The organism is Nocardia brasiliensis ATCC 700358, from assembly GCF_000250675.2.
Classification (GTDB): Bacteria; Actinomycetota; Actinomycetes; order Mycobacteriales; family Mycobacteriaceae; genus Nocardia; species Nocardia brasiliensis_B.
Map to the genome: position 1 here is coordinate 8,288,243 of NC_018681.1, position 21,352 is coordinate 8,309,594.

Genomic DNA, 21,352 nt, shown 5'->3' on the forward strand with positions numbered 1-21,352 from the left:
GCAGGTGGGACGGGATGTCCCGATTGACGAAATGTCACCTTGGATGCATCATTCGTACAGCTCCCATTGTTGTCTGGGACATCTTCCCTTCGCCGGCCGATGACTGTCCGGCCCAGCGTGCTGTATCCCGTGCGCACGCTCGGTCGTTTCCTGCCGCGCGTCACGGATCCAGCGCACCCATCTGTGACGCTTTGCGTTCTGCCGTGAGTGAGGTGAAAACGAAATGGTTTACCGCTCGTCTACATACCGCGTGATCAATTCGTCCCTGCGCTACGGCCTGGTCCCCCACTTCTGAATGCGACCGCGCCCGGGCGCGGCACTCCCCAGCCGAAGTCACGATTTCGGCGGGGTCGCCGCTCGGCTCCGGCGCGGTGCCCAGCTATCGAACTCAGGCAGTGCAGCAAGAAGTGGAGAAAACTGATGATGGACATGGGGGCAGTGAATTCCGGAGCGATCGAGATGGCGACCCTGCCGTTGGCGGGCAATCTCGTCGTCTCCGAGGCGATGATCGAAGATCTGGGCTACCTGCGCTCGGAACTCGCGGCGGCGGAGGTGCCGTTCCTGCTGGTCCGCGACCGCGGCCACCGGCTGATCCTGGCCGCGGACGCGGCGCACCACCCGATGGTGCGGCGGGTGACGGCGGCCGCGATGGCCGCCGGGTTCGCCTGTGTCGAGTTGCAGCACAACGTCTTGCGGCTCGGCCGCGACAACGACCCGGCCCATCACGTCGAATTGGAACTGTGGGACTACCACGGTGACACGGTCGAGTGCCCGCGCCCGAACGCGTTGACCCGCACCGTCTTCGACCTCGCCGACGTCGAGCAGACACAGGTGCTGCTGTTCGACCGCGCCTGGCCGACCCTGGTCGACATGTTCGCCGCGCAGGCGGACGACGTGAATTTCGACATCGACCTGGTGTTCTCCTGGGTCGACGGCTCCGACCCGGAGTTCCGGGCCCGGCGCGCGGGCCTGCTCGCGCAGGTCGTCGTCGGCGAGGGCGACGACGCGGACGCGCGCATCCGCCAGATCGACGAGCTGAAATACGCACTGCGGTCGGTGTACAAGAACGCGCCGTGGATCCGGCGGATTTTCATCGCCACCGATTCCGCCGTGCCGCAATGGCTCAGCGCGCATCCGAAGGTGACGATTGTCCGTGCGCTGGAACACTTTTCGGACACCAGCGCGCTGCCCGTGTTCAATTCCCATGCGGTGGAATGCCAGTTGCAGCACATCGAGGGGCTCAGCGAGCACTTCCTGTACTCCAACGACGACATGTTCTTCGCGCGTCCGGTCCGGCCGTCGATGTTCTTCACCGCGGGCGGGGTGAGCCGATTCATCGAGGCGGACACCAGAATCGGGCCCGGCCGCAACAACGAGCGGCGTAGCGGTTTCGAGAATGCCGCACGGGTGAACCGGGAACTGCTCGCGGCACGATTCGGCCACGTGATCACCCGGCACCTGGAACACACGCCGGTTCCGTTGCGCCGCAGCGTATTACTGGAAATGGAAGCGGAGTTCGGCGCGGAGTTCGCGCGCACCAGGGCCAGCCGGTTCCGCGCCGCCACCGATATCTCGGTGACCAACTCGCTCTACCACTACTACGCGCTGCTCACCGGGCGCGCGGTGCCGCAGGAAACGGCGCGGATGCGCTACGTCGACACCACGAGCCACCAGGGACTCGCGCTGCTGGACGGGATCGAACGCCGACGCGATGTCGACTTCTTCTGCCTCAACGACGGCAGCTTCCCCGAGATCAGCGAGGCCGAGCGGGTGCATGCGGTATCGGAATTCCTGCACCGGTACTTCCCGGACCCCGCACCGTGGGAGCGGCTCAGCGCACCGTCTCGTCATCCGATTCCGGAGTCGTCGCCCGGCGCCGCATGACATGCGGGATGCGCGCGGCGGGCGGGATCACGATGCCCTCCGCCGCGAGCCGCGCACTGGCCTCCGCCGCACTCGACGGTGACCCCACCGTCGGGCCGCGGTCGATCGGCACCACCGAGTGCACCACGGTGTCCGGGTAGATGTGCACGTAGTTGAAGGCCTGCGCGCCGTCGCGACCGCGCAGGCCGCCCTGCTCCACGCCCAGGTCCTGGCTATAGCAGGTGGACGAGGCCACCGAGACCGGGATACCCGCGAACGTGGCACTGGTGGAGAAGTGCAGGTGCCCGGCCAGGATCGCGCGCACGTCGCTGCCGTCCAGCACGTCGGCCAGCCGGCGCTGATCGCGCAGCTCCACGGTCACGGCGAGGTCGAGCACGCACGGGACGGGCGGGTGGTGCATCGCCAGAATGGTGCCGAACGGCGCGGGTTCGGCCAGCACCGAACGCAGCCAGGCCAGCTGGTCGTCGGTGATCTCGCCGTAGTGGTGCCCCGGCACCGAGGTGTCCAGGGCGATGATGCGCAGGCCGTCGATCAGGTGCACGCGATCCAGCGGAGCGGTGGAAGGTCGTTCCCCCAGCAGCTTGCGGCGCAGCGTGCCGCGGTCGTCGTGGTTTCCGGTCACCCACACGATGGGCGCGGGCAAACTCCGCGCGAATGGCTCGACCAGCGCCTTGAGCTTGTCGTACGCGCCGGGCTCGCCGCGATCGGTGAGATCGCCGGTGAACACGATCGCGGTCGGCCGGATCCGGCTGGCCGCGGCCTGCTCGAGCAGCTGGCGTAACCGCACGTCGGCATCGACGTCGCCGTACAAATCGCCGTCGCCGGCGATCAAATGGGTGTCGCTGAAATGGAACAACACATGATCGGGTCGCGGGTGCTCCGCGACTCTGCTGATGTGCACCGGACCGAACGTCCTCCCTGGCGGTTTGCCCGCCATCGGCTTCGGATTCCACCGCCACAATAGCGAAGGACTACCGACAGGTTTCCCGCCGGACGGTGACGACATGCTTGCGGGAAGGTGAGAATTTCATGTCGAATCCCGTCGCAGGCGCCTACCAACCATTCGCGGACGCGGGGTGCCGCGTTATCGCCGGCCGAGCGCGTCGGCGGCGCGCATGGCGTCCAGGGTCATCGCGGCATCGACCTCGAACGGCTCGTTGTGCATCGTCTCGCCGGGGGCCGTGGCCCGCGTCGCGATCGCGGACAGCGTGCTCACCTGGGCGTCGGCCAGACCGACCGCGGCCAGGGTGGTGGGCAGGCCCACATCGGCGCAGAAATCGAGCACCGTGTCGATCTCACCGCTCGGCGCACCCTCCAGCACCAGCTGGGTGAGCACGCCGAAGGCGACCTTCTCGCCGTGCAGGTACGCATGGGTCTGCGGGGCGGCGGTCAATCCGTTGTGCACGGCGTGGGCCGCGGCCAGCCCCGAGGACTCGAAACCCAGCCCGGACAGCAAGGTATTGGCCTCGACGATCCGTTCCAGCGCCGGCGTGATGGCATGCTCGCGCACCGCCGCCAAGGCTTGGCGGCCATCGGCGAGCAGCGTCTGGTAGCAGAGCTCGGCCAGTGCGGTGGCGCTGCGGGTGGACGCACCGCCGCGCATGTTGCGCACCCGGGCCGCGGTACAGGTCCGGGCCTCGAACCAGGTGGCGAGCGCGTCGCCCATGCCCGCGGCGAGCAGCCGCGCCGGCGCCTGCGCGATGACCGAGGTGTCCACCAGCACCAGCGCCGGATTACGCCGCACCAGCTGGTAGGTCTCCACTTCGCCTGCGGCGGTGTAGATCACCGACAGCGCGCTGCACGGCGCGTCGCTCGAGGCGGTGGTGGGGCAGCTGATCATCGGCAGGCGCAGATCGTCGGCCACGGCCCGCGCCGAATCCAGCACTTTGCCACCGCCGGCCCCGAGCACGACGGTGCAGCCGCTCTCGCGCACCGCCGCGGTGATCTGCGCGATCTCCGCCCTGGTGCAGTCACCGCTCGAAACATGCACGGAATAGGCGATTTTCGCGTCCGTCAGCGATTGTTCCCAGGCGCCGGCCAGCAGGCGCCGCGCGCTGCCGCCCGCCACGATCAGCACCGGGCCGTCGAGCCCCAGCTTCGTCATCTCCGCCCCCAACGCGGCGGTCGCGTCGCGCCCCTGCACGTAATGTCCGGGTGAAGAGAACACACTCAGCATCTGTCGACCTCCCGTTCACCGGGCACACCGCCCTCCTGCGGGACCCGCTGCGCCAACGCTACGCCGGATCCCGGGTGAGTCCCCGGCGGTCGCGAGACCGCTGTCCCGGCCGCCGGGAGCTAACCGGTCCAGTACTTGCGCCAGTCGGCGGCCACGAGCGGGGCACGTTCGCCGCGGGCGAGTTCGGCCGCGTCCTCGGTGGCGCGGATGGCGGCGGCGAAGTCGAGGGTGGCTTTGCGCAGGCGCTCCTCGGCGCTGTCCGGGCCGCCCAGGTGCACGACGGTGAGCTCGGCCGGGACGAGGTCTTCGGGCAGACCGGCTTTGGTGCTGCGCCCGCGCACCTTCTCGGCCAGCGCTAGGGCGGGCTGGGCCATCGCGATGCCGTCGAGGCAGGAGCGCCGGGCCTTCTCCGCGGATTTGCGCTCCTCCCACGCCGATTCCTGGGCGGCGATCTTCTCTTCGAGCGTGGTGTCGGCGGCGAACTCGGGCTCACGCAGCGAGGGGCTGCGATTGACGAGCTTGGCGACCAGCGCCGCGGCCACGTCGTCGACCGTGAATTCGCCTGCGGCCTCGGCGATCCGGGAGTGGAACAGCACCTGGAGCAGCAGGTCGCCCAGCTCCTCCTTGATGGTTTCGGCGTCGCTGTGCTGGATGGCGTCGAGGAGTTCGTAGGTCTCCTCGAGCAGGTACGGGCGCAGCGAATCGTGGGTCTGGGTGACCTCCCAGCCGCCGAAATGCCAGAGCCGATCCATCACCTCGACCGCGCCGGTCAAGCCCGCGGCGATCACCGCGGTGTCGTCGCGCGGGGTCTCGTCCGGCTCGATGCCGGGTGACCTGCTGGCGGCGGCATGCCGCGCGGCCCGCAGCACGGCCTCGTCGCGGTCGGTCATCGGGCGGCCGATGCCTCGGTGGCGGTGGTGAGATCGACTGCGCCCTGGGCCTTTCCGTCCAAGGCGAGCAGCAGGTCGGCGACGTATTGGAGCAGCACGACATCGCGGACCCGGTCGGCGCCGACACTGTCCTCGACCCGCGGCAGCGGTAGCGAGATCACCCCGCTCGCCGCGCGATACCCGGCGCTCGGGTAGATCCGCTTGAGGCGCATCTGCTTGGAATCGGGCAGATGCAGCGGCGAGATCTTCAATGTCGTTCCGGTGACCGCGATTTCGGTGACCTCGTACTCGCGGGCCAGCAGCCGCAGCTTCGCCACCGAGACCAGGCGGCCGACCTCCACCGGCAGCGGACCGTAGCGGTCGACGAGTTCCTCGACGACCGAGGCCAGGGACGAATCATCCTGTGCCGAGGCGAGTTTGCGGTACGCCTCGAGCCGCAGCCGGTCGCTGGCGATGTAGTCCGGCGGGATATGCGCGTCGACGGGGAGATCGATCCGGACTTCCTTCGGCTCCTCGGTGACGATCGGCTTACCGTCCGCGGCGGCCCGGTACGCCTCCACCGCCTCGCCGACCAGGCGGACGTACAGGTCGAAGCCGACGCCCGCGACGTGACCCGACTGCTCGGCGCCGAGCACGTTGCCCGCGCCACGGATCTCGAGGTCCTTCATCGCGACCGCCATGCCCGCGCCGAGGTCGGAATTCTGCGCGATGGTGGCCAACCGGTCGTAGGCGGTTTCGGTGAGCGGCTTCTCCGGCGGGTACAGGAAGTAGGCGTAGCCGCGTTCCCGGCTGCGCCCGACCCGGCCGCGCAGCTGATGCAGCTGCGAAAGACCCAGCGCGTCGGCGCGTTCCACGATCAGGGTGTTGGCGTTGGAGATGTCCAGGCCGGTCTCGATGATGGTGGTGCAGATGAGCACGTCGAATTCGCGCTCCCAGAAACCGGCGACGGTGGATTCGAGCGCGTCCTCGTTCATCTGACCGTGCGCGACCGCGACCCGCGCCTCCGGCACCAGATCCCGAATCCGCTTGGCCGCCTTGTCGATCGAGGACACCCGGTTGTGCACGTAGAAGACCTGGCCGTCCCGCAGCAACTCGCGCCGGATCGCGGCGGTCACCTGCTTGTCGTTGTACCCGCCGACATAGGTGAGCACCGGGTGCCGTTCCTCGGGCGGGGTGAGGATGGTCGACATCTCACGGATGCCGGCCAGGCTCATCTCCAGGGTGCGCGGAATCGGCGTCGCGGACATGGTGAGCACGTCGACGTGGGTGCGCAGGGCCTTGATGTGTTCCTTGTGCTCGACGCCGAACCGCTGTTCCTCGTCGACCACCACCAGCCCCAGGTCCTTCCAGCGCACGCCGGTCTGGAGCAGGCGGTGCGTACCCACCACGATGTCGACGCTGCCGTCGGCCATTCCCTCCATGACCGCGCGCGCATCGGCCGGATCGGTGAACCGGGACAGGCCCTTCACGGTGATCGGGAAGCCCGCGACGCGCTCGGTGAAGGTTTGCAGATGTTGTTGCGCCAGCAGCGTGGTCGGCACCAGTACGACGACCTGCTTGCCGTCCTGCACCGCCTTGAACGCGGCACGCACCGCGATCTCGGTCTTGCCGTAGCCGACGTCGCCGCACACCACGCGGTCCATCGGAACCGGCTTCTCCATATCCGATTTGACCTCGGCGATGGCGGTCATCTGGTCGACGGTCTCGGTGAACGCGAACGCGTCCTCCATCTCCTGCTGCCACGGGGTGTCCGGCCCGAAGGCGTGCCCCGGCGCGGCCTGGCGGGCCGCGTAGAGCTGCACCAACTCCCCGGCGATCTCGCGAACCGCCTTGCGCGCCTTGCGTTTCGTATTCGCCCAGTCCGAGCCGCCCAGCTTGGACAGGCTCGGCATCTCACCGCCGACATAGCGGGAGAGCTGATCGAGCGACTCCATCGGCACGAACAGCCGGTCGCCCGGCTGGCCGCGCTTGCCCGGCGCGTACTCGATGACGAGGTACTCCCGCCGGGCACCGCCGACGGTGCGTTCGATCATCTCGACGAACCGGCCGATGCCGTGCTGGTCGTGCACCACCATGTCGCCCGCGTTCAACGCCAGCGGGTCGACCTGGTTGCGCCGCTTGGCCGGCAGCCGCTTGCCCTCGCCGGGCGCGGTGACCCGATTGCCGGTGAGATCGGACTCGGCTACCACGACGAGTCCGGCGTCATCGAAGATCAGACCGTCGTGCAACGAACCGCACAGCACGCCGACCAGCCCGGGCGCCGGCTCGGCGCCGGGGTCCAGCGCCGCGGCGGGCACGTCGGCGTCGGCCAGGCGTTCCAGAATGCGTTGCGCCGTACCGTGTCCGGCCACCACGACCACCGCGCGGCCGCCGGTGGCCACGTGCGCGCGCAACGAGGCGAAGATGGTCGCGACGAGTTCGTCGGAGCCGCGCGCGGCGGGGCCGGCCAGCACCGGCAGCACCACCTCCGCGGGGTCGCCGGAGGTGAGCGGCGTGAGCGTCCACCAGGGCAGGTCCTGCTGATCGGCGCTCTCGTGCACGGTGGACAGCGGGCGGTAACCGGAGGCGGCCAGGTCTAGGCCGTGCGCGCCCAACGGCGCGGCCGCCCCGAACGACGCCGCGGTCCAGGACGCCTCCAGGAACTCCTCGCCGGTCCGCACCAGGTCGGCGGCGCGGGTGCGGATCTTCTCCGGATCGCACAGCAGCACATGGGTTCCCGCGGGCAGCACCTCGGTGAGCAGGCACAGCTCGCCGGGTTGCAGCACCGGGAGCAGGGCCTCCATACCGTCCACCGGGACGCCCTGGGCCAGCTTCTCCAGCATCTCGACCAGGGCGGCGTCGGCCGCGTTGGCGACCGCGACCTCGGCCGCCCGGGCGCGCACCGCATCGGTGAGCAACAGCTCGCGACACGGCGGCGCGACGACGACCTCGACCGGCACCTCGCTCAGCGAGCGCTGATCGGCGACCGCGAACGGGCGCAGCTCGGTGATCTCGTCGCCCCAGAACTCCACGCGCACCGGATGATCCGCGGTCGGCGGGAAGAGGTCGAGGATGCCGCCGCGCACCGCGAACTCGCCGCGCTTGCCGACCATGTCGACCCGGCTGTAAGCGAATTCGACCAGGCGCGTGAGCAATTCGTCGAAGTCCAGTTCGGCGCCGACGCGCAGCACCACCGGTTCGATATCGCCGAGCCCGCCGGCCATCGGCTGCATCAGCGAGCGCACGGTGGTCACCACCACGCGCAGCGGCTCGGCGAAGATCGGGTCGTCGGGGTGGGCCAGCCTGCGCAGCACCTCGAGCCTGCGCCCGACCGTGTCCGCGCCCGGCGAGAGCCGCTCGTGCGGCAGGGTTTCCCAGGAGGGGAACTGCGCGACCGTATCGCCCAGCATCTCGGCCAGCTCCACGGTCAGATCATCGGCCTCGCGACCGTTCGCCGTGACCACCACCAGCGGCCGCTTCGCCGCGATCGCCGCGGCGACGAACGGGCGTACCGCGGACGGGGCCACCAGCTCGACCGACGACTTGCCGACCAGCTCGGTGACGGTCTGCAACGCGGCATCCGCACCGGCGACCGCCGCCAGTCCGGCCAGCGGTGGACGATGGGTCGACATGAACAACTCCTGAGCTCAAGCTGCGGTTTCGAGCGGCCAGCCAAAGTTTAGCCAGTGCCGCCGACACCGTGAGCTCGGGCTGCTAGGGCACGTAGCGGCGCAGGCGCCTGGCGGCGAACTCGCGGAAGTAGGCGAGCTTTTCGGCCGGGACGATCGAGGGGAGCAGGAAGTACCAGACGCGTTCCATGCGGGTCGCCATCTGGTCGATCGACTCGGTGCCGACGGCGATGATGTGCACGCCCGCGGTCATCTCCTGCAACAGCATGCCGATCACCTCGGCGTCGAGCTCCGGCTGCAAATCGCCCTGGGCGATGGCTCTTTCGGAGAGGACGCGGTAGGTGTCGCCCCAGGTCTTGGCGATGTTGTCGCCCTGGGCGCCGCGATAGTCGCCGATCTGATGGGTCAGCTTGAGCATCGCGCCGACCATCGGATCGTTCATCGACAGATCCGCGACCACGTAGGTGATCCCGATGCACGCCTCCAGCGCGGGCACCCGGGGATCGAAGAAACCCTGGCACGAGCTGACCAGTCGCTCGTTGCCCTGATCGACCACCGCGCGCGCCAGCTCTTCCTTCGAGCCGAAGTGAAAGTACAAGGCGCCCTTGGTCACATTGGACTGCGCGATGATCTCGCTCAGACTCGCGTTCGCGTAACCCAAGCGCAGAAAGACATCGGCAGCGCCCGCAAGAACGGAGTCGCGGGTGATCTCCGCGCGCGCTTGCCTAGCCATCAGATCCGCCTGTCATCCTAAAAACCAGCCATCCTGAAGTAGACCGACATCACGAAGTAGACCGACTTACCGCCCGAACAGCACCCAAAGGATGGGTGAACCGTACCACCAGGCGGGCCCTCGGCAGTCAATTCGAGCATTCGACCGGACCCGCTTCGCAATTCGCTGGTTAACAACCTGCGCTCACCCGCCCCGCAGGCTCCGCAAGCTCCACCTGCTGCCATCCCCGTGAGTCACTCCTCGATACCGGTGCGCCACTCCGAGCTGAGATGCGGGTCGGCCTCCAGATGGCTCAGCCCGTTCCAGCACAGATTCACCAGATGCACGGCGACAACCTCTTTCGAGGGTTTGCGCTCGTCCAGCCACCAGGTGGCCGCGGTGGCCACCTGCCCGACCAGCGCCTGGGCGTAGAGCGTGGCCAGGCTGGTGTCGAAGCCGCGGCGCTCGAAATCTCCGGCGAGGATGTGCGCCACCTGGTTCACCGCCTCGTTGAGCAGGCTGGAGTAGCGGCCCTCGGCATTGCCGGCGGGCTGATCGCGCACCAGGATCCGGAAACCGTCGGTGCGTTCCTCGATGTAGGTCAGCAGCGCGAGCGCGACCTGTTCGAGGCGGACCCGGGACCGGTTCTGGGTGAGCGAGGACACGATCATGTCCAGCAGCATGGACATCTCACGATCCACGACGACGGCGTACAACCCCTCCTTGCCGCCGAAGTGTTCGTACACCACGGGTTTGGAGACCTGCGCGCGCTGCGCGATCTCCTCGATCGACGTGGCGTCGTAACCGCGTTCGGCGAACAGCGCGCGACCGATCTCGATCAGCTGCTGCCTGCGCTGGGTACCTGTCATCCGCGGACGCGGCGCCCGCTGCGTCTCGCTCCCCGACATCGCCACTCCGCCTCCCTTCGCTGCCGAACTCCGCCTGACCTAACTGTTCCAGACAGCTCGCCGCTTCGCCCGCTCTCCCCCGCAACTGCGCGTTTTCCGCGCCGCCTACGAGCTGAATGTGCCTGGTGGGTAACCTCGATCCGGAGCAGCTCGCGGGCCGCGCCGGGTGATCTTCGCCCGACTCGCGTCTGGCGTCGAACTCGGCATTCGCCGAGATGCGGAACAATATGCGAGGATCTTCCTCGTGCCGTGGTACAGCGGCGGGTGTTTCCCGATCCGCCGATGTGACAATCCGCCGTGGTGTAATGGCAGCACCTCTGATTTTGGTTCAGATAGTTCAGGTTCGAGTCCTGGCGGCGGAGCTCGGCAGCACGATGACTATCGTTGGCCCCGCACATCAGCGCCCAGCGCAGCAGATCCCAGCACGATGAGCGCCCTAGCACGATGAGCAGAGCCCAGCACGATGACAGGCAGCGTAGGGAGATCCATGCCACAGCAGACCGCCGTCGTCGTTCTCGCAGCCGGTGCCGGGACACGAATGCGGTCGAAGACCCCCAAGGTGCTGCATTCGCTGGCCGGTCGAAGCATGCTCGCGCACGCGCTGCATGCGGCGAACGAGATCGACCCCGCATATCTGATCACCGTGGTCGGCCACGACCGTGAACAGGTGGGCGCCGCGGTGGCCGCGGTCGCCGACGATCTCGGTCGCGAGATCACCCCCGCCATCCAGGAACAGCAGCTCGGCACCGGGCACGCGGTGCAGTGCGCGCTGGCCGCGCTGCCCGTCGGCTTCACCGGCGACCTGCTCGTCACCTCCGCCGACGTGCCGCTGCTGGACGGGCACACCCTGTCCGCGCTGCTCGACGAGCACCGCAGCTACGCCGAACGTTCCGCGGTCACCGTGCTGACCTTCGTGCCGGACGATCCGAACGGCTACGGCCGCATCGTCCGGGACAGCAACGGTCAGGTCGTCGAGATCGTCGAACACGCCGACGCCACCCCGGAGCAGGCCGCGATCACCGAGGTCAACTCCGGTGTCTACGCCTTCGACGCGGCGGTGCTGCGCACCATGATCAGCCGGTTGTCCACCGCGAACGCCCAGCACGAGCTCTACCTGACCGACGTGCTGCGGCTGGCCCGCGAGGCCGGCCACCCGGTGCACGGCGCCCGCCTGGTCGACGCCGCCAAGGTGACCGGCGTCAACGATCGGGTCCAGCTGGCGGGCGCGACGAGCACGCTCAATCGCTACATCCTGGAACGGCACATGCGCGCCGGCGTCACCATCGTCGATCCCAATTCGACCTGGGTGGACGCGAACGTGCGGATCGGGCGCGACGCCATCCTGCGCCCCGGCGTGCAACTGCTCGGCGACACCGTGATCGGTGAGGACGCCGAGATCGGCCCGGACAGCACCCTCACCGATGTGGTGGTGGGCGACGGCGCCCGGGTCGTGCGCACCCACGGGGAGGGCGCGATGATCGGCCCCGGCGCGGCCATCGGCCCGTTCAGCTACCTGCGCCCGGGCACCGTGGTGGGCAACGCGGGCAAGCTCGGCGCCTTCGTGGAGACCAAGAACGCCTCGATCGGCGCGCACTCGAAGGTGCCGCATCTGACCTATGTCGGTGACGCCACCATCGGCGAACACAGCAACATCGGCGCGTCCAGCGTGTTCGTGAACTACGACGGCGTGAGCAAGCACCACACCACGGTCGGGTCGCATGTGCGAACGGGAAGTGACACGATGTTCGTCGCCCCGGTAACGGTGGGTGACGGGGCGTATACGGCGGCGGGTACTGTACTGCGCAGAAGCGTTCCGCCCGGCGCACTCGCGATATCCGGCGGGCCGCAGAAGAACATCGAGGGCTGGGTGCAGCGGCACCGCCCCGGAACGGCCGCGGCGCGCGCGGCGGCAGAAGCCAACGCCGCCAAAGAGAATTCCGGTCCGGCAATCGAGCAAAAGGATGGCAAACAGCAGTGACCGCGTCATGGATCGACAACCAGAAGAACCTGATGCTCTTCTCGGGACGCGCTCATCCTGAGCTGGCCGAGCAGGTCGCCAAGGAACTCGACGTCCACGTCACCCCGCAGACCGCCCGCGACTTCGCCAACGGTGAGATCTTCGTTCGCTTCGAGGAGTCGGTGCGCGGCTCCGACGCGTTCGTGCTGCAGAGCTTCCCCGCGCCGCTCAACCAGTGGTTGATGGAACAGCTCATCATGATCGACGCGCTCAAGCGCGGTTCGGCCAAGCGGATCACCGCGGTGCTGCCGTTCTACCCGTATGCCCGCCAGGACAAGAAGCACCGCGGCCGCGAGCCGATCTCGGCTCGCCTGGTCGCCGACCTGCTCAAGACCGCGGGCGCGGACCGCATCATCACCGTCGACCTGCACACCGACCAGATCCAGGGCTTCTTCGACGGCCCCGTCGATCACATGCACGCGCAGCTGCAGCTCGCCGAGTACGTGCGCACGAACTACTCGCTCGACAACATCACCGTGGTCTCGCCCGACTCCGGCCGGGTCCGCGTCGCGGAGAAGTGGGCCGACTCGCTCGGCGGCTCGCCGCTGGCGTTCATCCACAAGACCCGCGACCCGCTGGTGCCGAACCAGGTGAAGTCGAACCGCGTGGTCGGTGAGGTCGAGGGCCGCACCTGCATCCTGATCGACGACATGATCGACACCGGTGGCACCATCGCGGGCGCGGTGAAGGTGCTCAAGGACGCGGGCGCCGGTGACGTCGTCATCGCGGCGACGCACGGCGTGCTGAGCAACCCGGCCGCGGAGCGCCTCGCCTCCTGCGGTGCCAAGGAGGTCGTGGTCACCAACACGCTGCCGATCACCGAAGAGAAGAAGTTCCCGCAGCTGACCGTGCTGTCCATCGCCCCGCTGCTGGCCCGCACCATCCGTGAGGTCTTCGAAAACGGCTCGGTCACCGGCCTTTTCAACGGCAACGCCTGACCGCATCTCCGCGTCTCAGGTAGTACGCAGATAGTTCGAAAGGTGGCCCCGGTCGACGACCGGGGCCACCTTTGTTTGCCCGGCTTCGGTGGCCGGAACCGATTCGCGGGGATACTGGGTGGTATGGACCGTGAACCGTTGGATACCGATATGGGCGATGACGACCAGGCCGACGAGATCCGCGAGTACGAGCGCAATATCGAGGATCCGCCGGACGACCTGCGGATTCGCTACCGTGAAAACGACGACGACGGCAGGCTCGGGATCGGCGACGAGCTGAACCAGGAATGGACCGCGCGCGGGCAGCGCGCCGAGGACGCGGCGGAAGACGATCGGCCAGGCGAGGTAGCGGCCGTGGAAATTGTCGACGACGCGGATCTCTGACCCGCGAGTGCGCACCGAGCGGCCCGCGACGCGCGGGCACCGCTCGGCGTAATCGGCGATGACTGTCGGTCGGTCGTGGTACGCATAACGGAGTATTCGGACCAACCGCGCGTAGCCGCAGCGTTGACGACGGCACGCGAAAGGCGGCGACCGGACGTTACGAGGAGGGTGCGATGAGCACGCCACACGATCCGAAACCGACCGGCGCCACCCCGGAGCCGGCCGATTCACCGTCCGATGCGCCCGCGTCCAACCCGACAGGCCCATCGACGACGAGTGCCGCCCCGCCGACGGACACCGGCTCGCCGCAACCGTCGGGCGCTTCTTCCCCGAGTTTGTCGAAAGATACTGGGCCGTCGGAACCTTCGAGCCAGCCGTACACCCCGCCGGTATCGCAGCCCGGCGAATGGTGGCAACCGACCGACGCACCCGCCGGACCTCTGGGCGGGCAACCCGGTGCATCGGCACCGGCCGATCAACCGTCTCGGGGCGGCCCGCCCCAGGATCAACCCGCGTGGGGTTCGGCACAACCGTCCTGGGCCGGCAACCAACCGCCGTCCGGTGGTGAACAACAGCCTGCCTGGGGCACGGCACCCGGCACGCCGTCCGGCGGGCAATCGTGGAGCCCACCGCCGAACGATCAGCAGCAGTGGGGCGCACCGCAGCAGCCGTATCCGTACCCGGGGAGCGGACCGTCGCAGGACGCGACGGGCGGCCCGCCGCAGTACCCGCAGGGCGGCATCTACAACTATCCGCAACCCGGTGGGCCACAGCCCGGCGGCTACGGCAACTACCCGCAGCAGGGTTACCAGCCCTACGGCACCCCGCCGCCGCGGTCCGGGTCACAGGTGTTCTCCATCGTCGGGTTAGTCTGCGCGGTCATCTCGGTGTTGTTCTGCCCCATTCTGTTCGGACCGGCGGGCATCATTCTCGGCATCGTCGGTCACACCAAGGGCGAGCCGCTGGGCAAATGGGCGGCGATCGCGGCGGGCGTCGGCATGGTCATCGGCTTCCTGGTGGGGTTCCTGCTCTTCAACGGAGACCTGACCACGTAAATTGCTCTGCATGAGCGAGGCGCGGTCATGAGCGGGTTCAGCGGGTTCCCTTTGGCGGGCCTGGATTTCTACGAGGACCTGGAGGCCGACAATTCCAAGGCGTTCTGGAACGCGCACAAAGAGGTGTACGAGACGTCGGTGAAGGCGCCGATGCTGGCGCTGACCAGCGAGCTGGAGCCGGATTTCGGTGCGGCCAAGATCTTCCGGCCCTATCGGGACGTGCGCTTCGCCAAGGACAAGACCCCGTACAAGAACCATCAGGGCGCGTATGTGTCCGTCGCGCCGAGCACCGGCTGGTACGTGCAGATCGGCGCCGCGGGGCTATATGTCGCGGGTGGCTTCTACGGCGGCTCCTCCGAACAGGTCGCCCAGTTGCGCGCCACCATCGATCACGAGGTCCGCGGCCCGGAGCTGGAGAAGATCCTGGCGAAGCTGGTCAAGGCGGGGTACACGATCGGCGGCGAGCAGCTCAAGACCAAGCCGAAGGGCTACGACGCCGATCATCCGCGCATCGGCCTGCTCCGGCACAAGGCCCTGATCTGCCACCGCGAGTTCGGCGCGCCACCGTGGCTGGACAAGCCGCGCGCGGCCAAGGAGATCCGCACCGCCTGGGAGACGATGCGGCCCCTGGTCGACTGGCTCGGCGCGGTGGTGTCCGGCGCGACTACCCGGTCGCCGTTGCTGTCCTGATCACTCGCGCGCCGCGAGGAACAGGGCGAAACGATCGTCCGGATCGGTCCACACCTGTTCGGTGCGGAACCCGGCGCTGCCCAGTTCCGCGGTGAGCCCGTCGATGCGGAACTTCGCCGAGATCTCGGTGCGCAGTTGCTCGCCCGCGGCGAAACGCACCGTGAGATCCAGGTCGCGGACCGTGACCGTCATGTCTTCGGTAGCGGCCAAACGCATTTCGATCCATTCCTGTTCGGCGTCCCACAGCGCGAGGTGCTCGAACTTCTCCGGCGCGAAGTCGGCGCCGAGCCGGGAGTTCAAGACGTGCAGCACATTCCGATTGAATTCGGCGGTGACACCGGCCGCGTCGTCGTAGGCCGGGACCAGCACGGCCGGATCGATCACCAGTCCGGCACCGAGCAGCAACTGCTCCCCCGGCTCGAGCACCTCGTAGATGCTGCGGAGGAATTCGGCCCGCTCGGCCGGAACCAGGTTACCGATGGTGCCGCCGAGGAAGGCGATCATCCGGCGGCCGCCGCCGGGCAGGTTGTGCAGCGTATCGGTGAAATCGCTGACCACGCCGTGCACGGCGAGGCCGGGGAAATCCGCCGCGATCTCGTCCGCCGCGGCGCGCAACGCCGCGGCCGAGACATCCTGTGGCACATACGTCTTCAGCGGACCCTCGGTGGTCAACGCGGTGAGCAGCAGCCGGGTCTTGGCGGCCGAGCCCGCGCCCAGTTCGACGAGCACCTCGGCCTGGGCCACCCTGGCGATCTCGCCGACCACCCGCTCCAGCAGCGCGCGTTCGGTCCGCGTCGGGTAGTACTCCGGCAGTTCGGTGATCTGCTCGAACAGCTCACTGCCGCGCGCGTCGTAGAACCACTTGGGCGGCAACCACTTCGGATCGGCGGTGAGCCCGAGCCGGGCATCGGTGCGCAACGCGGTGGTGAGGTCGTCGTCGGATAGGTGGATCTCCAGCGTCGGTGCGGTCATCGCGAAAGGCCTTTCGTGCCGTCGAGCAAAGGGGTGATGGACAGGTGTCCCGGGCGCGCGGTCACCAAGCTGTGGTCGGGAATCGGCTGCCACCGCGGGTCGTCGTCGTATGGTTCGGAGGACAGCACCGCCGCGGCGTCGGTCACCAGGGCGGACAGGGAGTGGTAGACCGTGCTGGCCCAGAGGGTTTCGCCGTCGGAGAGCAAGAGGTTGAGCCGGGCGTCCGGCACGTGCTTGCGCACCGCGGTCACCAGCAGGCCGAGTGCCGCGTCCGGCGTCTCGGCGAAGCCGCCGGGCTGTGTCCCGGCGAGCAACTGCTGCAACAACACCCAGAGCGTCGCCGCGTCGGTGGGCGCTTCCGCGTCGAGCAGGCGGATCGTCTCGAACAGCCGGGTCGCGCCGAACTGCGTGGCGGCGACGTCCAGATCGGACGACACCGCGGTGAGCGCGCGCCGCCAGTCCGGCACTGCGCCGTTGTGACTGAACGCCCACCGGTCCCAGGTGAACGGCGCGCAGGCCGCCCGCTCGATCGGCATGCCGACCGTCGCGGACCGGATCGAGCCGAGCACGGCGGTCGAATACAGTTGCGGCAGTACCTCTTCCACGGCGGGGTCGGTCCAGATCGGCGCGGCATTGCGGTACCGGCTGACGGCAGGCGGCCCGTTCGCGGCGGCCCGCCACCACGCGACACCGAACCCGTCGGCGTTGATCGTGCCGCCACCGCGCATCTCGCGCGGGGCCCACGCCTGTGTGCGCAGCGAATGGCTACCGCACGTGAGCATTTCACCGACGCTGACGGCCGGGCCGAGGTAGCCGAGATGCCGGCACATCAGCGACCACCGCCCGCCGGACGGAACCCGCTCACGCGCCTTCCTCGGCCCGCAGATCGCGGGCCAGCCGGAAGCCGGCGAAGATCTGCCGCCGAATCGGGTGGTCCCAGTTACGGAAAGTGCTGCGGCAGGCCACCGGATCGGTGCCGAACGAGCCGCCCCGCAGCACCCGGTAGTCACCGCCGAAGAAGACCTCGGAGTACTCCCGGTAGGGGAACGCGCGGAACCCCGGATAGGGGTCGAAACCCGAGGACGTCCACTCCCAGACGTCACCGATCAACTGGTGCACTCCAGCGGGCGTCGCCCCCGCGGGGTAGGCGCCCACATCGGCCGGTTCCAAATGGCGCTGACCGAGATTCGCGGTGCGCTCGTCGAGTTCGGTATCGCCCCAGGGGAATCGGCGTTCGGCGCCGGTGGCCGGGTCGTATCGGGCGGCCTTCTCCCATTCCGCCTCGGTCGGCAGGCGTTTGCCCGCCCAGTTCGCGTAGGCCTGCGCCTCGAACCAGCAGACGTGCACCACCGGCTGATGCGGCCGCAACGGCGTCATCACGCCGAACACGCGCCGCCACCAGTGCCCGGCCGGATCGCGCTCCCAGAACTGCGGCGCGGTCAGCTCCGCCTCCTGGCGATGGGCCCAGCCCCGTTCGGACCACAGCTCGGGACGGTCGTAGCCGCCGTCGTCGAGGAAGGCGAGGTACTGCTCGTTGGTCACCGGGGCGGCGTCGATCGCGAAGCCGGGCAGCCGAATCCGGTGCGCGGGGCGCTCGTTGTCCAGGGCCCACGGGTCGGTATCGGTGCCCATGGTGAATTCGCCTGCGGGCACGACGACTTCACCGCCGACGGGGGCGGCGACAGTGGGTACCGCGGGTGCTCGCAGCACGGGCGCCCCGGTGCGCAGCTGATGGGTGGCCAGCATGGTCTCGTCGTGCTGCTGCTCGTGCTGGGCGATCATGCCGAACGCGAAGCCGCCGTCCACCAGCGGCGCACCGCGTAAGTCGCTGCGGTCCAGCACATCCCACACCTTGTCGCGCACGGTGCCGACGTAGTCGCGCGCCTGCGCCGGATCCAGCAGCGGCAGCGTGGGGCGGTTCGCCCTGGCGTGTTTGAACGCGTCATAGAGTTCGTCGATATCGGCGCGGACGGCGTCGCGACCGCCGACATCGCGGACCAGCCACAGTTCTTCCTGGTTGCCGATGTGCGCGAGGTCCCACACCAGCGGGCTCATCAATCGCGAATGCTGTGCCACCAGTTCGGCTTCGTCGATGCAGTCGGTCAGGGTGAGGGTGCGGCGCCGGGCCCGGGCGAGCACCTCGGCGATTCGATCGCGTAGTCGTTCGGTGCCGGAGTTGTCGGCGGAGGGCAGGTAATGGACGGTCACGGTAGGTCTCCGGGGTTGGTTCCTGTCGGCCGCACGCCGACCGCGATGCGGCCGGGCGCGAGCACGCGCGGGGCCGTGCGGGCCCCACTCTGGTCGGGAGTCGGGTACGTGCGGGCGCGACCGGGCGGCGGCAGGCCGCCCGCCGGGCCATCGTGTCGTGGACACGTCCGGATCACCGGGGTGCTCCTCGACCGCCTACCTCTGTGCTGACCGCGGCATCCGCCGCGGTGGGTGGGCGGCCGCTGCGACATCGTCGCGCGGCGAGTTCGATCAGCCGGGCCGCCTCGGCGCTGCGCGCGTTGGCCGCGGCGAGGGTGAGCAGTTCGACGGCCACCGACCGGATGTCGGGATCGGCCAGGCCGTATCGGGCGGCGTCGAGCCAATGTCCGGCCAGCGGCGCGGCGACCGCGGTCGCCGCCGCCACCACGGTGTCGGCGGACATCAGCGCGTCGACGACGTGGATCGGCACGGCCCAGGCGTCCCCGGGCTGCGCGTCGAGATAGCGGACCTCCAGGTAGCCGGCGGCGCGGACCGGCGGGAAGAGCGTGGTGAGGTGATAGTCGAGATCGTCGCGGCCGGGCCGGCGACCCACCTCGTCGTCCAAGGCGCCGGAGAGCCAGTCGGCGAAGGTGGCCCCGGGCGGCGGCAACCACCCGGTGTCGGTGCGGTGGCCGTTACCGGCGGGCCCGTCGTCGTCGGGTCTTCGGACGCACAGCAGCGGCACGTCCAGCGCCCATCGGCTGTAGCCGCGGATCGGATCGGCCCAATCCATCAGCGGGGGCCGGGTCCTGGCGTTGTCCAGGCGCAGCCAGGCCCGCATGCGCTGCGAGGCCCACTCGCCCGGCGGCGCCCCGCGCAACGCGGGCGAGCAGGCGAAGGCGGCCAGCAACGCCGGACCGACGGCATACAGCGCCGTCCACCGGGCGGCGATCTCGGCCCGATCGGCGCCCGCATCCACGGCGACCTGGGTCGCCGCGGTATTGCACATCATGAGTTTGCCGTACGGGCCGATCCCGCTGAACGTCTGTTCCATGGCGCGATAGCGCGGCAGCTGGAGTAGGCGTTTGGGTCTGCGGTCCGCGTCGGCGGCAACGGAAACGGTCCGGATGGACCGGGATTCGAGGAGTTCCCGCAATCGGCGGGCATCGTCGCGGAGCGAAAGACACAGCTGCGCGGCATCAGCGAACGGTGCGCTGGACAATTCGATCTGACCGCCGGGTTCGATGGTGACCCGGCTGCCCCCTGGCAACGCTAGCGCCGGAGAATCGGGGGCGATGGACCGTGGTGCGTAAGGTCCGAGGGCATCCGCAAGGGCAGTCAGCTGCGGACGCGGGGCGGCCGAGGGGCCTGACGTCGAACACTCACCCTGCACGGTGAGCCATTCCAGTTCGGCGCCGATCAGCGCGGGTGGTCCCTGCTTGAAGCAGACGCCGCCGATATAGGCCTCGGCGGCGGCTCGCGAACCGAGCTCCGGATCGTGGTTTACGCGGCTGACCAGCTCCGAGTGTTCCAGCGTGACCGCCATACCAACCTCCAGTGTGGATCCGAGCGCTGTGGTTTCGTGTCCGCCGTTGTGCTGTTATCGCGACGTTGTGGTGTCGTGCCCCGCGCGTTGCGATCTCTCCAGAGTAGCGAGGGGCACCGACAAGAATCTGACGGAAATCTGAATACGCCGCCCACCAGGCCACCTGGTCACGCCAACTACTGTCGCAGGCATGCTGGATCACGATCGCGTCCGAGCCGATACCCCCGGTTGCGCCACCGGCCCCGAAGCGGGGCAGGTCTTCCTCGACAGTGCCGGCTCCTCGCTGCCGCCGCGGGTCGTCCTGGACACCGTCATCGCCCACCTTCGGCGTGAATCCGAGATCGGTGGCTACCGCGCGGCGAACGAACGGCTCGACGATCTCGCGGACGTGAAAACCGCGATCGGCACCCTCATCAATGCCGCACCGGCCAGTATCGCGTTGAGCGACAGCGCATCTCGGTCCTGGGCCGACTTCTTCTATGCCATCCCGCTGGCCGCGGGCGATCGCATCCTGATCTCCGAGGCCGACTACGCGAGCAACGCCATCGCCGCGTTGCAGCGCGCCCGCGCGAGCGGGGCCACGGTCGAGACGATCCCCAGCGACCACACCGGGCAGATCGATCTCGACGCACTGACCGCGCTGGTCGACGAACGGGTGCGGCTGGTGTCGCTGCTGCACGTGCCCACCAACGGCGGTCTGGTCAACCCGGTCGCCGAGGCCACCCGGATCGCGCGTTCGGTGGGTGCGCTGGTGCTGCTGGACGCCTGCCAGTCCACCGGGCAGCTGCCGATCGACGTCGCCGCGTGGGACGTGGACGCGCTCTCGGCCACCGGGCGCAAATGGCTGCGCGGCCCGCGCGGCACCGGATTCCTTTATGTCCGACCGGAATTGGCCACCTCCCTGGAACCGCAGCGGCTCGACCTGCACAGCGCGCAGTGGTCCGGCCCGGACGAATACCGGCTCGCACCCGACGCGAGCCGTTTCGAGTTCTGGGAGTGCGACGTCGCCGCGCGGCTCGGCCTCGGCGCCGCCGTGCGCTATCTGCTCGAGCTCGGCCCCGAGAACGTGTACGCGGCCGTCGCCGAACGCTCGGCGTATCTGCGCAAGGCGCTGCCGGAGATTCCCGGAGTCACGGTGCGCGACATCGGCATTCGGCACAGTGGCACGGTGTCGTTCACCGTCGACGGCCACGAGCCGATCGCCGTGCGCGACCGGCTCGCCGAGCGCGGCATCACCGTGACGGTGAGCCACGCCGGTTCCACCCTGCTGGACATGACCGCGCGCGGACTGGCCTCCGTTGTCCGCGCGTCCCCGCACTACTTCGTCGGCTTCGCCGAACTCGACAGGTTCGTCGCCGCGGTCGCCGAACTGTAGTCGGCAGCTC

The 21,352-nt window shown here is 68.9% G+C and carries 17 protein-coding genes and 1 tRNA gene; 8 read left to right on the forward strand and 10 right to left on the reverse strand.

The features are described from left to right. Positions 1-429 precede the first annotated feature (429 nt). Positions 430-1,884 carry a stealth conserved region 3 domain-containing protein gene (locus tag O3I_RS37060; RefSeq protein WP_041564826.1) on the forward strand — a complete coding sequence of 485 codons (1,455 nt, stop codon included), beginning with the start codon at positions 430-432 and terminating at the stop codon, positions 1,882-1,884. Here O3I_RS37060 and O3I_RS37065 read toward each other — a convergent pair. The 6 genes from O3I_RS37065 to O3I_RS37090 form a co-directional block, all read right to left on the reverse strand. Beyond that, positions 1,832-2,785 (reverse strand): phosphodiesterase, encoded by a 954-nt coding sequence (locus tag O3I_RS37065; RefSeq protein WP_081594230.1) that lies wholly within the window; start codon positions 2,783-2,785, stop codon positions 1,832-1,834. The two genes, O3I_RS37060 and O3I_RS37065, sit on opposite strands and share 53 nt — an antisense overlap. Before the next feature lie 183 nt (positions 2,786-2,968). Continuing rightward, complete coding sequence (locus O3I_RS37070; RefSeq protein ID WP_014988184.1) at positions 2,969-4,060, reverse strand: glycerol dehydrogenase; 1,092 nt, start codon at positions 4,058-4,060, stop codon at positions 2,969-2,971. Positions 4,061-4,179: 119 nt separating this feature from the next. Beyond that, entirely contained in the window at positions 4,180-4,950 is a 771-nt protein-coding gene (locus O3I_RS37075; RefSeq protein ID WP_014988185.1) for a MazG family protein, read from the reverse strand. Beyond that, complete coding sequence (mfd, locus tag O3I_RS37080) at positions 4,947-8,561, reverse strand: transcription-repair coupling factor (protein ID WP_014988186.1); 3,615 nt, start codon at positions 8,559-8,561, stop codon at positions 4,947-4,949. Before mfd ends, O3I_RS37075 begins: the two co-directional genes overlap by 4 nt. A gap of 82 nt (positions 8,562-8,643) precedes the next feature. Continuing rightward, positions 8,644-9,291 carry a TetR/AcrR family transcriptional regulator gene (locus O3I_RS37085; RefSeq protein ID WP_014988187.1) on the reverse strand — a complete coding sequence of 216 codons (648 nt, stop codon included), beginning with the start codon at positions 9,289-9,291 and terminating at the stop codon, positions 8,644-8,646. 233 nt (positions 9,292-9,524) lie between these two features. After that, positions 9,525-10,139, reverse strand: a complete 615-nt coding sequence (locus tag O3I_RS37090; protein ID WP_036561438.1) for a TetR/AcrR family transcriptional regulator — start codon at positions 10,137-10,139, stop codon at positions 9,525-9,527. A 330-nt stretch (positions 10,140-10,469) separates the two neighbouring features. Here O3I_RS37090 and O3I_RS37095 point away from each other — a divergent pair. The 6 genes from O3I_RS37095 (at position 10,470) to O3I_RS37120 (ending at position 15,262) form a co-directional block, all read left to right on the forward strand. Beyond that, positions 10,470-10,540 (forward strand) — tRNA-Gln (locus O3I_RS37095). A gap of 125 nt (positions 10,541-10,665) precedes the next feature. Further along, positions 10,666-12,156 carry a bifunctional UDP-N-acetylglucosamine diphosphorylase/glucosamine-1-phosphate N-acetyltransferase GlmU gene (glmU, locus tag O3I_RS37100; protein ID WP_014988189.1) on the forward strand — a complete coding sequence of 497 codons (1,491 nt, stop codon included), beginning with the start codon at positions 10,666-10,668 and terminating at the stop codon, positions 12,154-12,156. Continuing rightward, positions 12,153-13,133, forward strand: a complete 981-nt coding sequence (locus tag O3I_RS37105) for a ribose-phosphate diphosphokinase (protein WP_014988190.1) — start codon at positions 12,153-12,155, stop codon at positions 13,131-13,133. Before glmU ends, O3I_RS37105 begins: the two co-directional genes overlap by 4 nt. A gap of 123 nt (positions 13,134-13,256) precedes the next feature. Then, a complete protein-coding gene (locus O3I_RS37110) occupies positions 13,257-13,517 on the forward strand; it encodes a hypothetical protein (protein ID WP_014988191.1) in 261 nt (86 codons plus the stop codon). A 173-nt stretch (positions 13,518-13,690) separates the two neighbouring features. Further along, complete coding sequence (locus O3I_RS45980) at positions 13,691-14,572, forward strand: DUF4190 domain-containing protein (protein WP_014988192.1); 882 nt, start codon at positions 13,691-13,693, stop codon at positions 14,570-14,572. A 27-nt stretch (positions 14,573-14,599) separates the two neighbouring features. After that, positions 14,600-15,262 carry a DUF2461 domain-containing protein gene (locus tag O3I_RS37120; protein ID WP_014988193.1) on the forward strand — a complete coding sequence of 221 codons (663 nt, stop codon included), beginning with the start codon at positions 14,600-14,602 and terminating at the stop codon, positions 15,260-15,262. On the opposite strand, the gene egtD is transcribed toward O3I_RS37120, so the two are convergent. The 4 genes from egtD to egtA form a co-directional block, all read right to left on the reverse strand. After that, positions 15,263-16,234, reverse strand: a complete 972-nt coding sequence (gene egtD / locus O3I_RS37125; protein ID WP_014988194.1) for an L-histidine N(alpha)-methyltransferase — start codon at positions 16,232-16,234, stop codon at positions 15,263-15,265. Next, entirely contained in the window at positions 16,231-17,064 is an 834-nt protein-coding gene (gene egtC, locus O3I_RS37130; RefSeq protein WP_014988195.1) for an ergothioneine biosynthesis protein EgtC, read from the reverse strand. Before egtC ends, egtD begins: the two co-directional genes overlap by 4 nt. 31 nt (positions 17,065-17,095) lie before the next feature. Next, complete coding sequence (egtB, locus tag O3I_RS37135; RefSeq protein ID WP_014988196.1) at positions 17,096-18,442, reverse strand: ergothioneine biosynthesis protein EgtB; 1,347 nt, start codon at positions 18,440-18,442, stop codon at positions 17,096-17,098. Positions 18,443-18,614: 172 nt separating this feature from the next. Continuing rightward, positions 18,615-19,967 carry an ergothioneine biosynthesis glutamate--cysteine ligase EgtA gene (egtA, locus tag O3I_RS37140; protein ID WP_014988197.1) on the reverse strand — a complete coding sequence of 451 codons (1,353 nt, stop codon included), beginning with the start codon at positions 19,965-19,967 and terminating at the stop codon, positions 18,615-18,617. Positions 19,968-20,157: 190 nt separating this feature from the next. Between egtA and O3I_RS37145 the strand changes: the two genes are divergently transcribed. Then, positions 20,158-21,342 carry an aminotransferase class V-fold PLP-dependent enzyme gene (locus O3I_RS37145; protein ID WP_014988198.1) on the forward strand — a complete coding sequence of 395 codons (1,185 nt, stop codon included), beginning with the start codon at positions 20,158-20,160 and terminating at the stop codon, positions 21,340-21,342. Positions 21,343-21,352 lie beyond the last annotated feature (10 nt).

What these genes read in the sequence shown, in the direction of transcription:
- O3I_RS37060 (WP_041564826.1), top strand. Translation starts at nt 430, where the DNA reads ATGGGGGCAGTGAATTCCGGAGCGATCGAGATGGCGACCCTGCCGTTG.
- O3I_RS37070 (WP_014988184.1), bottom strand. Translation starts at nt 4,060, where the DNA reads ATGCTGAGTGTGTTCTCTTCACCCGGACATTACGTGCAGGGGCGCGAC.
- O3I_RS37075 (WP_014988185.1), bottom strand. Translation starts at nt 4,950, where the DNA reads ATGACCGACCGCGACGAGGCCGTGCTGCGGGCCGCGCGGCATGCCGCC.
- mfd (WP_014988186.1), bottom strand. Translation starts at nt 8,561, where the DNA reads ATGTCGACCCATCGTCCACCGCTGGCCGGACTGGCGGCGGTCGCCGGT.
- O3I_RS37085 (WP_014988187.1), bottom strand. Translation starts at nt 9,291, where the DNA reads ATGGCTAGGCAAGCGCGCGCGGAGATCACCCGCGACTCCGTTCTTGCG.
- O3I_RS37090 (WP_036561438.1), bottom strand. Translation starts at nt 10,139, where the DNA reads ATGACAGGTACCCAGCGCAGGCAGCAGCTGATCGAGATCGGTCGCGCG.
- glmU (WP_014988189.1), top strand. Translation starts at nt 10,666, where the DNA reads ATGCCACAGCAGACCGCCGTCGTCGTTCTCGCAGCCGGTGCCGGGACA.
- O3I_RS37110 (WP_014988191.1), top strand. Translation starts at nt 13,257, where the DNA reads ATGGACCGTGAACCGTTGGATACCGATATGGGCGATGACGACCAGGCC.
- O3I_RS45980 (WP_014988192.1), top strand. Translation starts at nt 13,691, where the DNA reads ATGAGCACGCCACACGATCCGAAACCGACCGGCGCCACCCCGGAGCCG.
- O3I_RS37120 (WP_014988193.1), top strand. Translation starts at nt 14,600, where the DNA reads ATGAGCGGGTTCAGCGGGTTCCCTTTGGCGGGCCTGGATTTCTACGAG.
- egtD (WP_014988194.1), bottom strand. Translation starts at nt 16,234, where the DNA reads ATGACCGCACCGACGCTGGAGATCCACCTATCCGACGACGACCTCACC.
- egtC (WP_014988195.1), bottom strand. Translation starts at nt 17,064, where the DNA reads ATGTGCCGGCATCTCGGCTACCTCGGCCCGGCCGTCAGCGTCGGTGAA.
- egtA (WP_014988197.1), bottom strand. Translation starts at nt 19,967, where the DNA reads ATGGCGGTCACGCTGGAACACTCGGAGCTGGTCAGCCGCGTAAACCAC.
- O3I_RS37145 (WP_014988198.1), top strand. Translation starts at nt 20,158, where the DNA reads ATGCTGGATCACGATCGCGTCCGAGCCGATACCCCCGGTTGCGCCACC.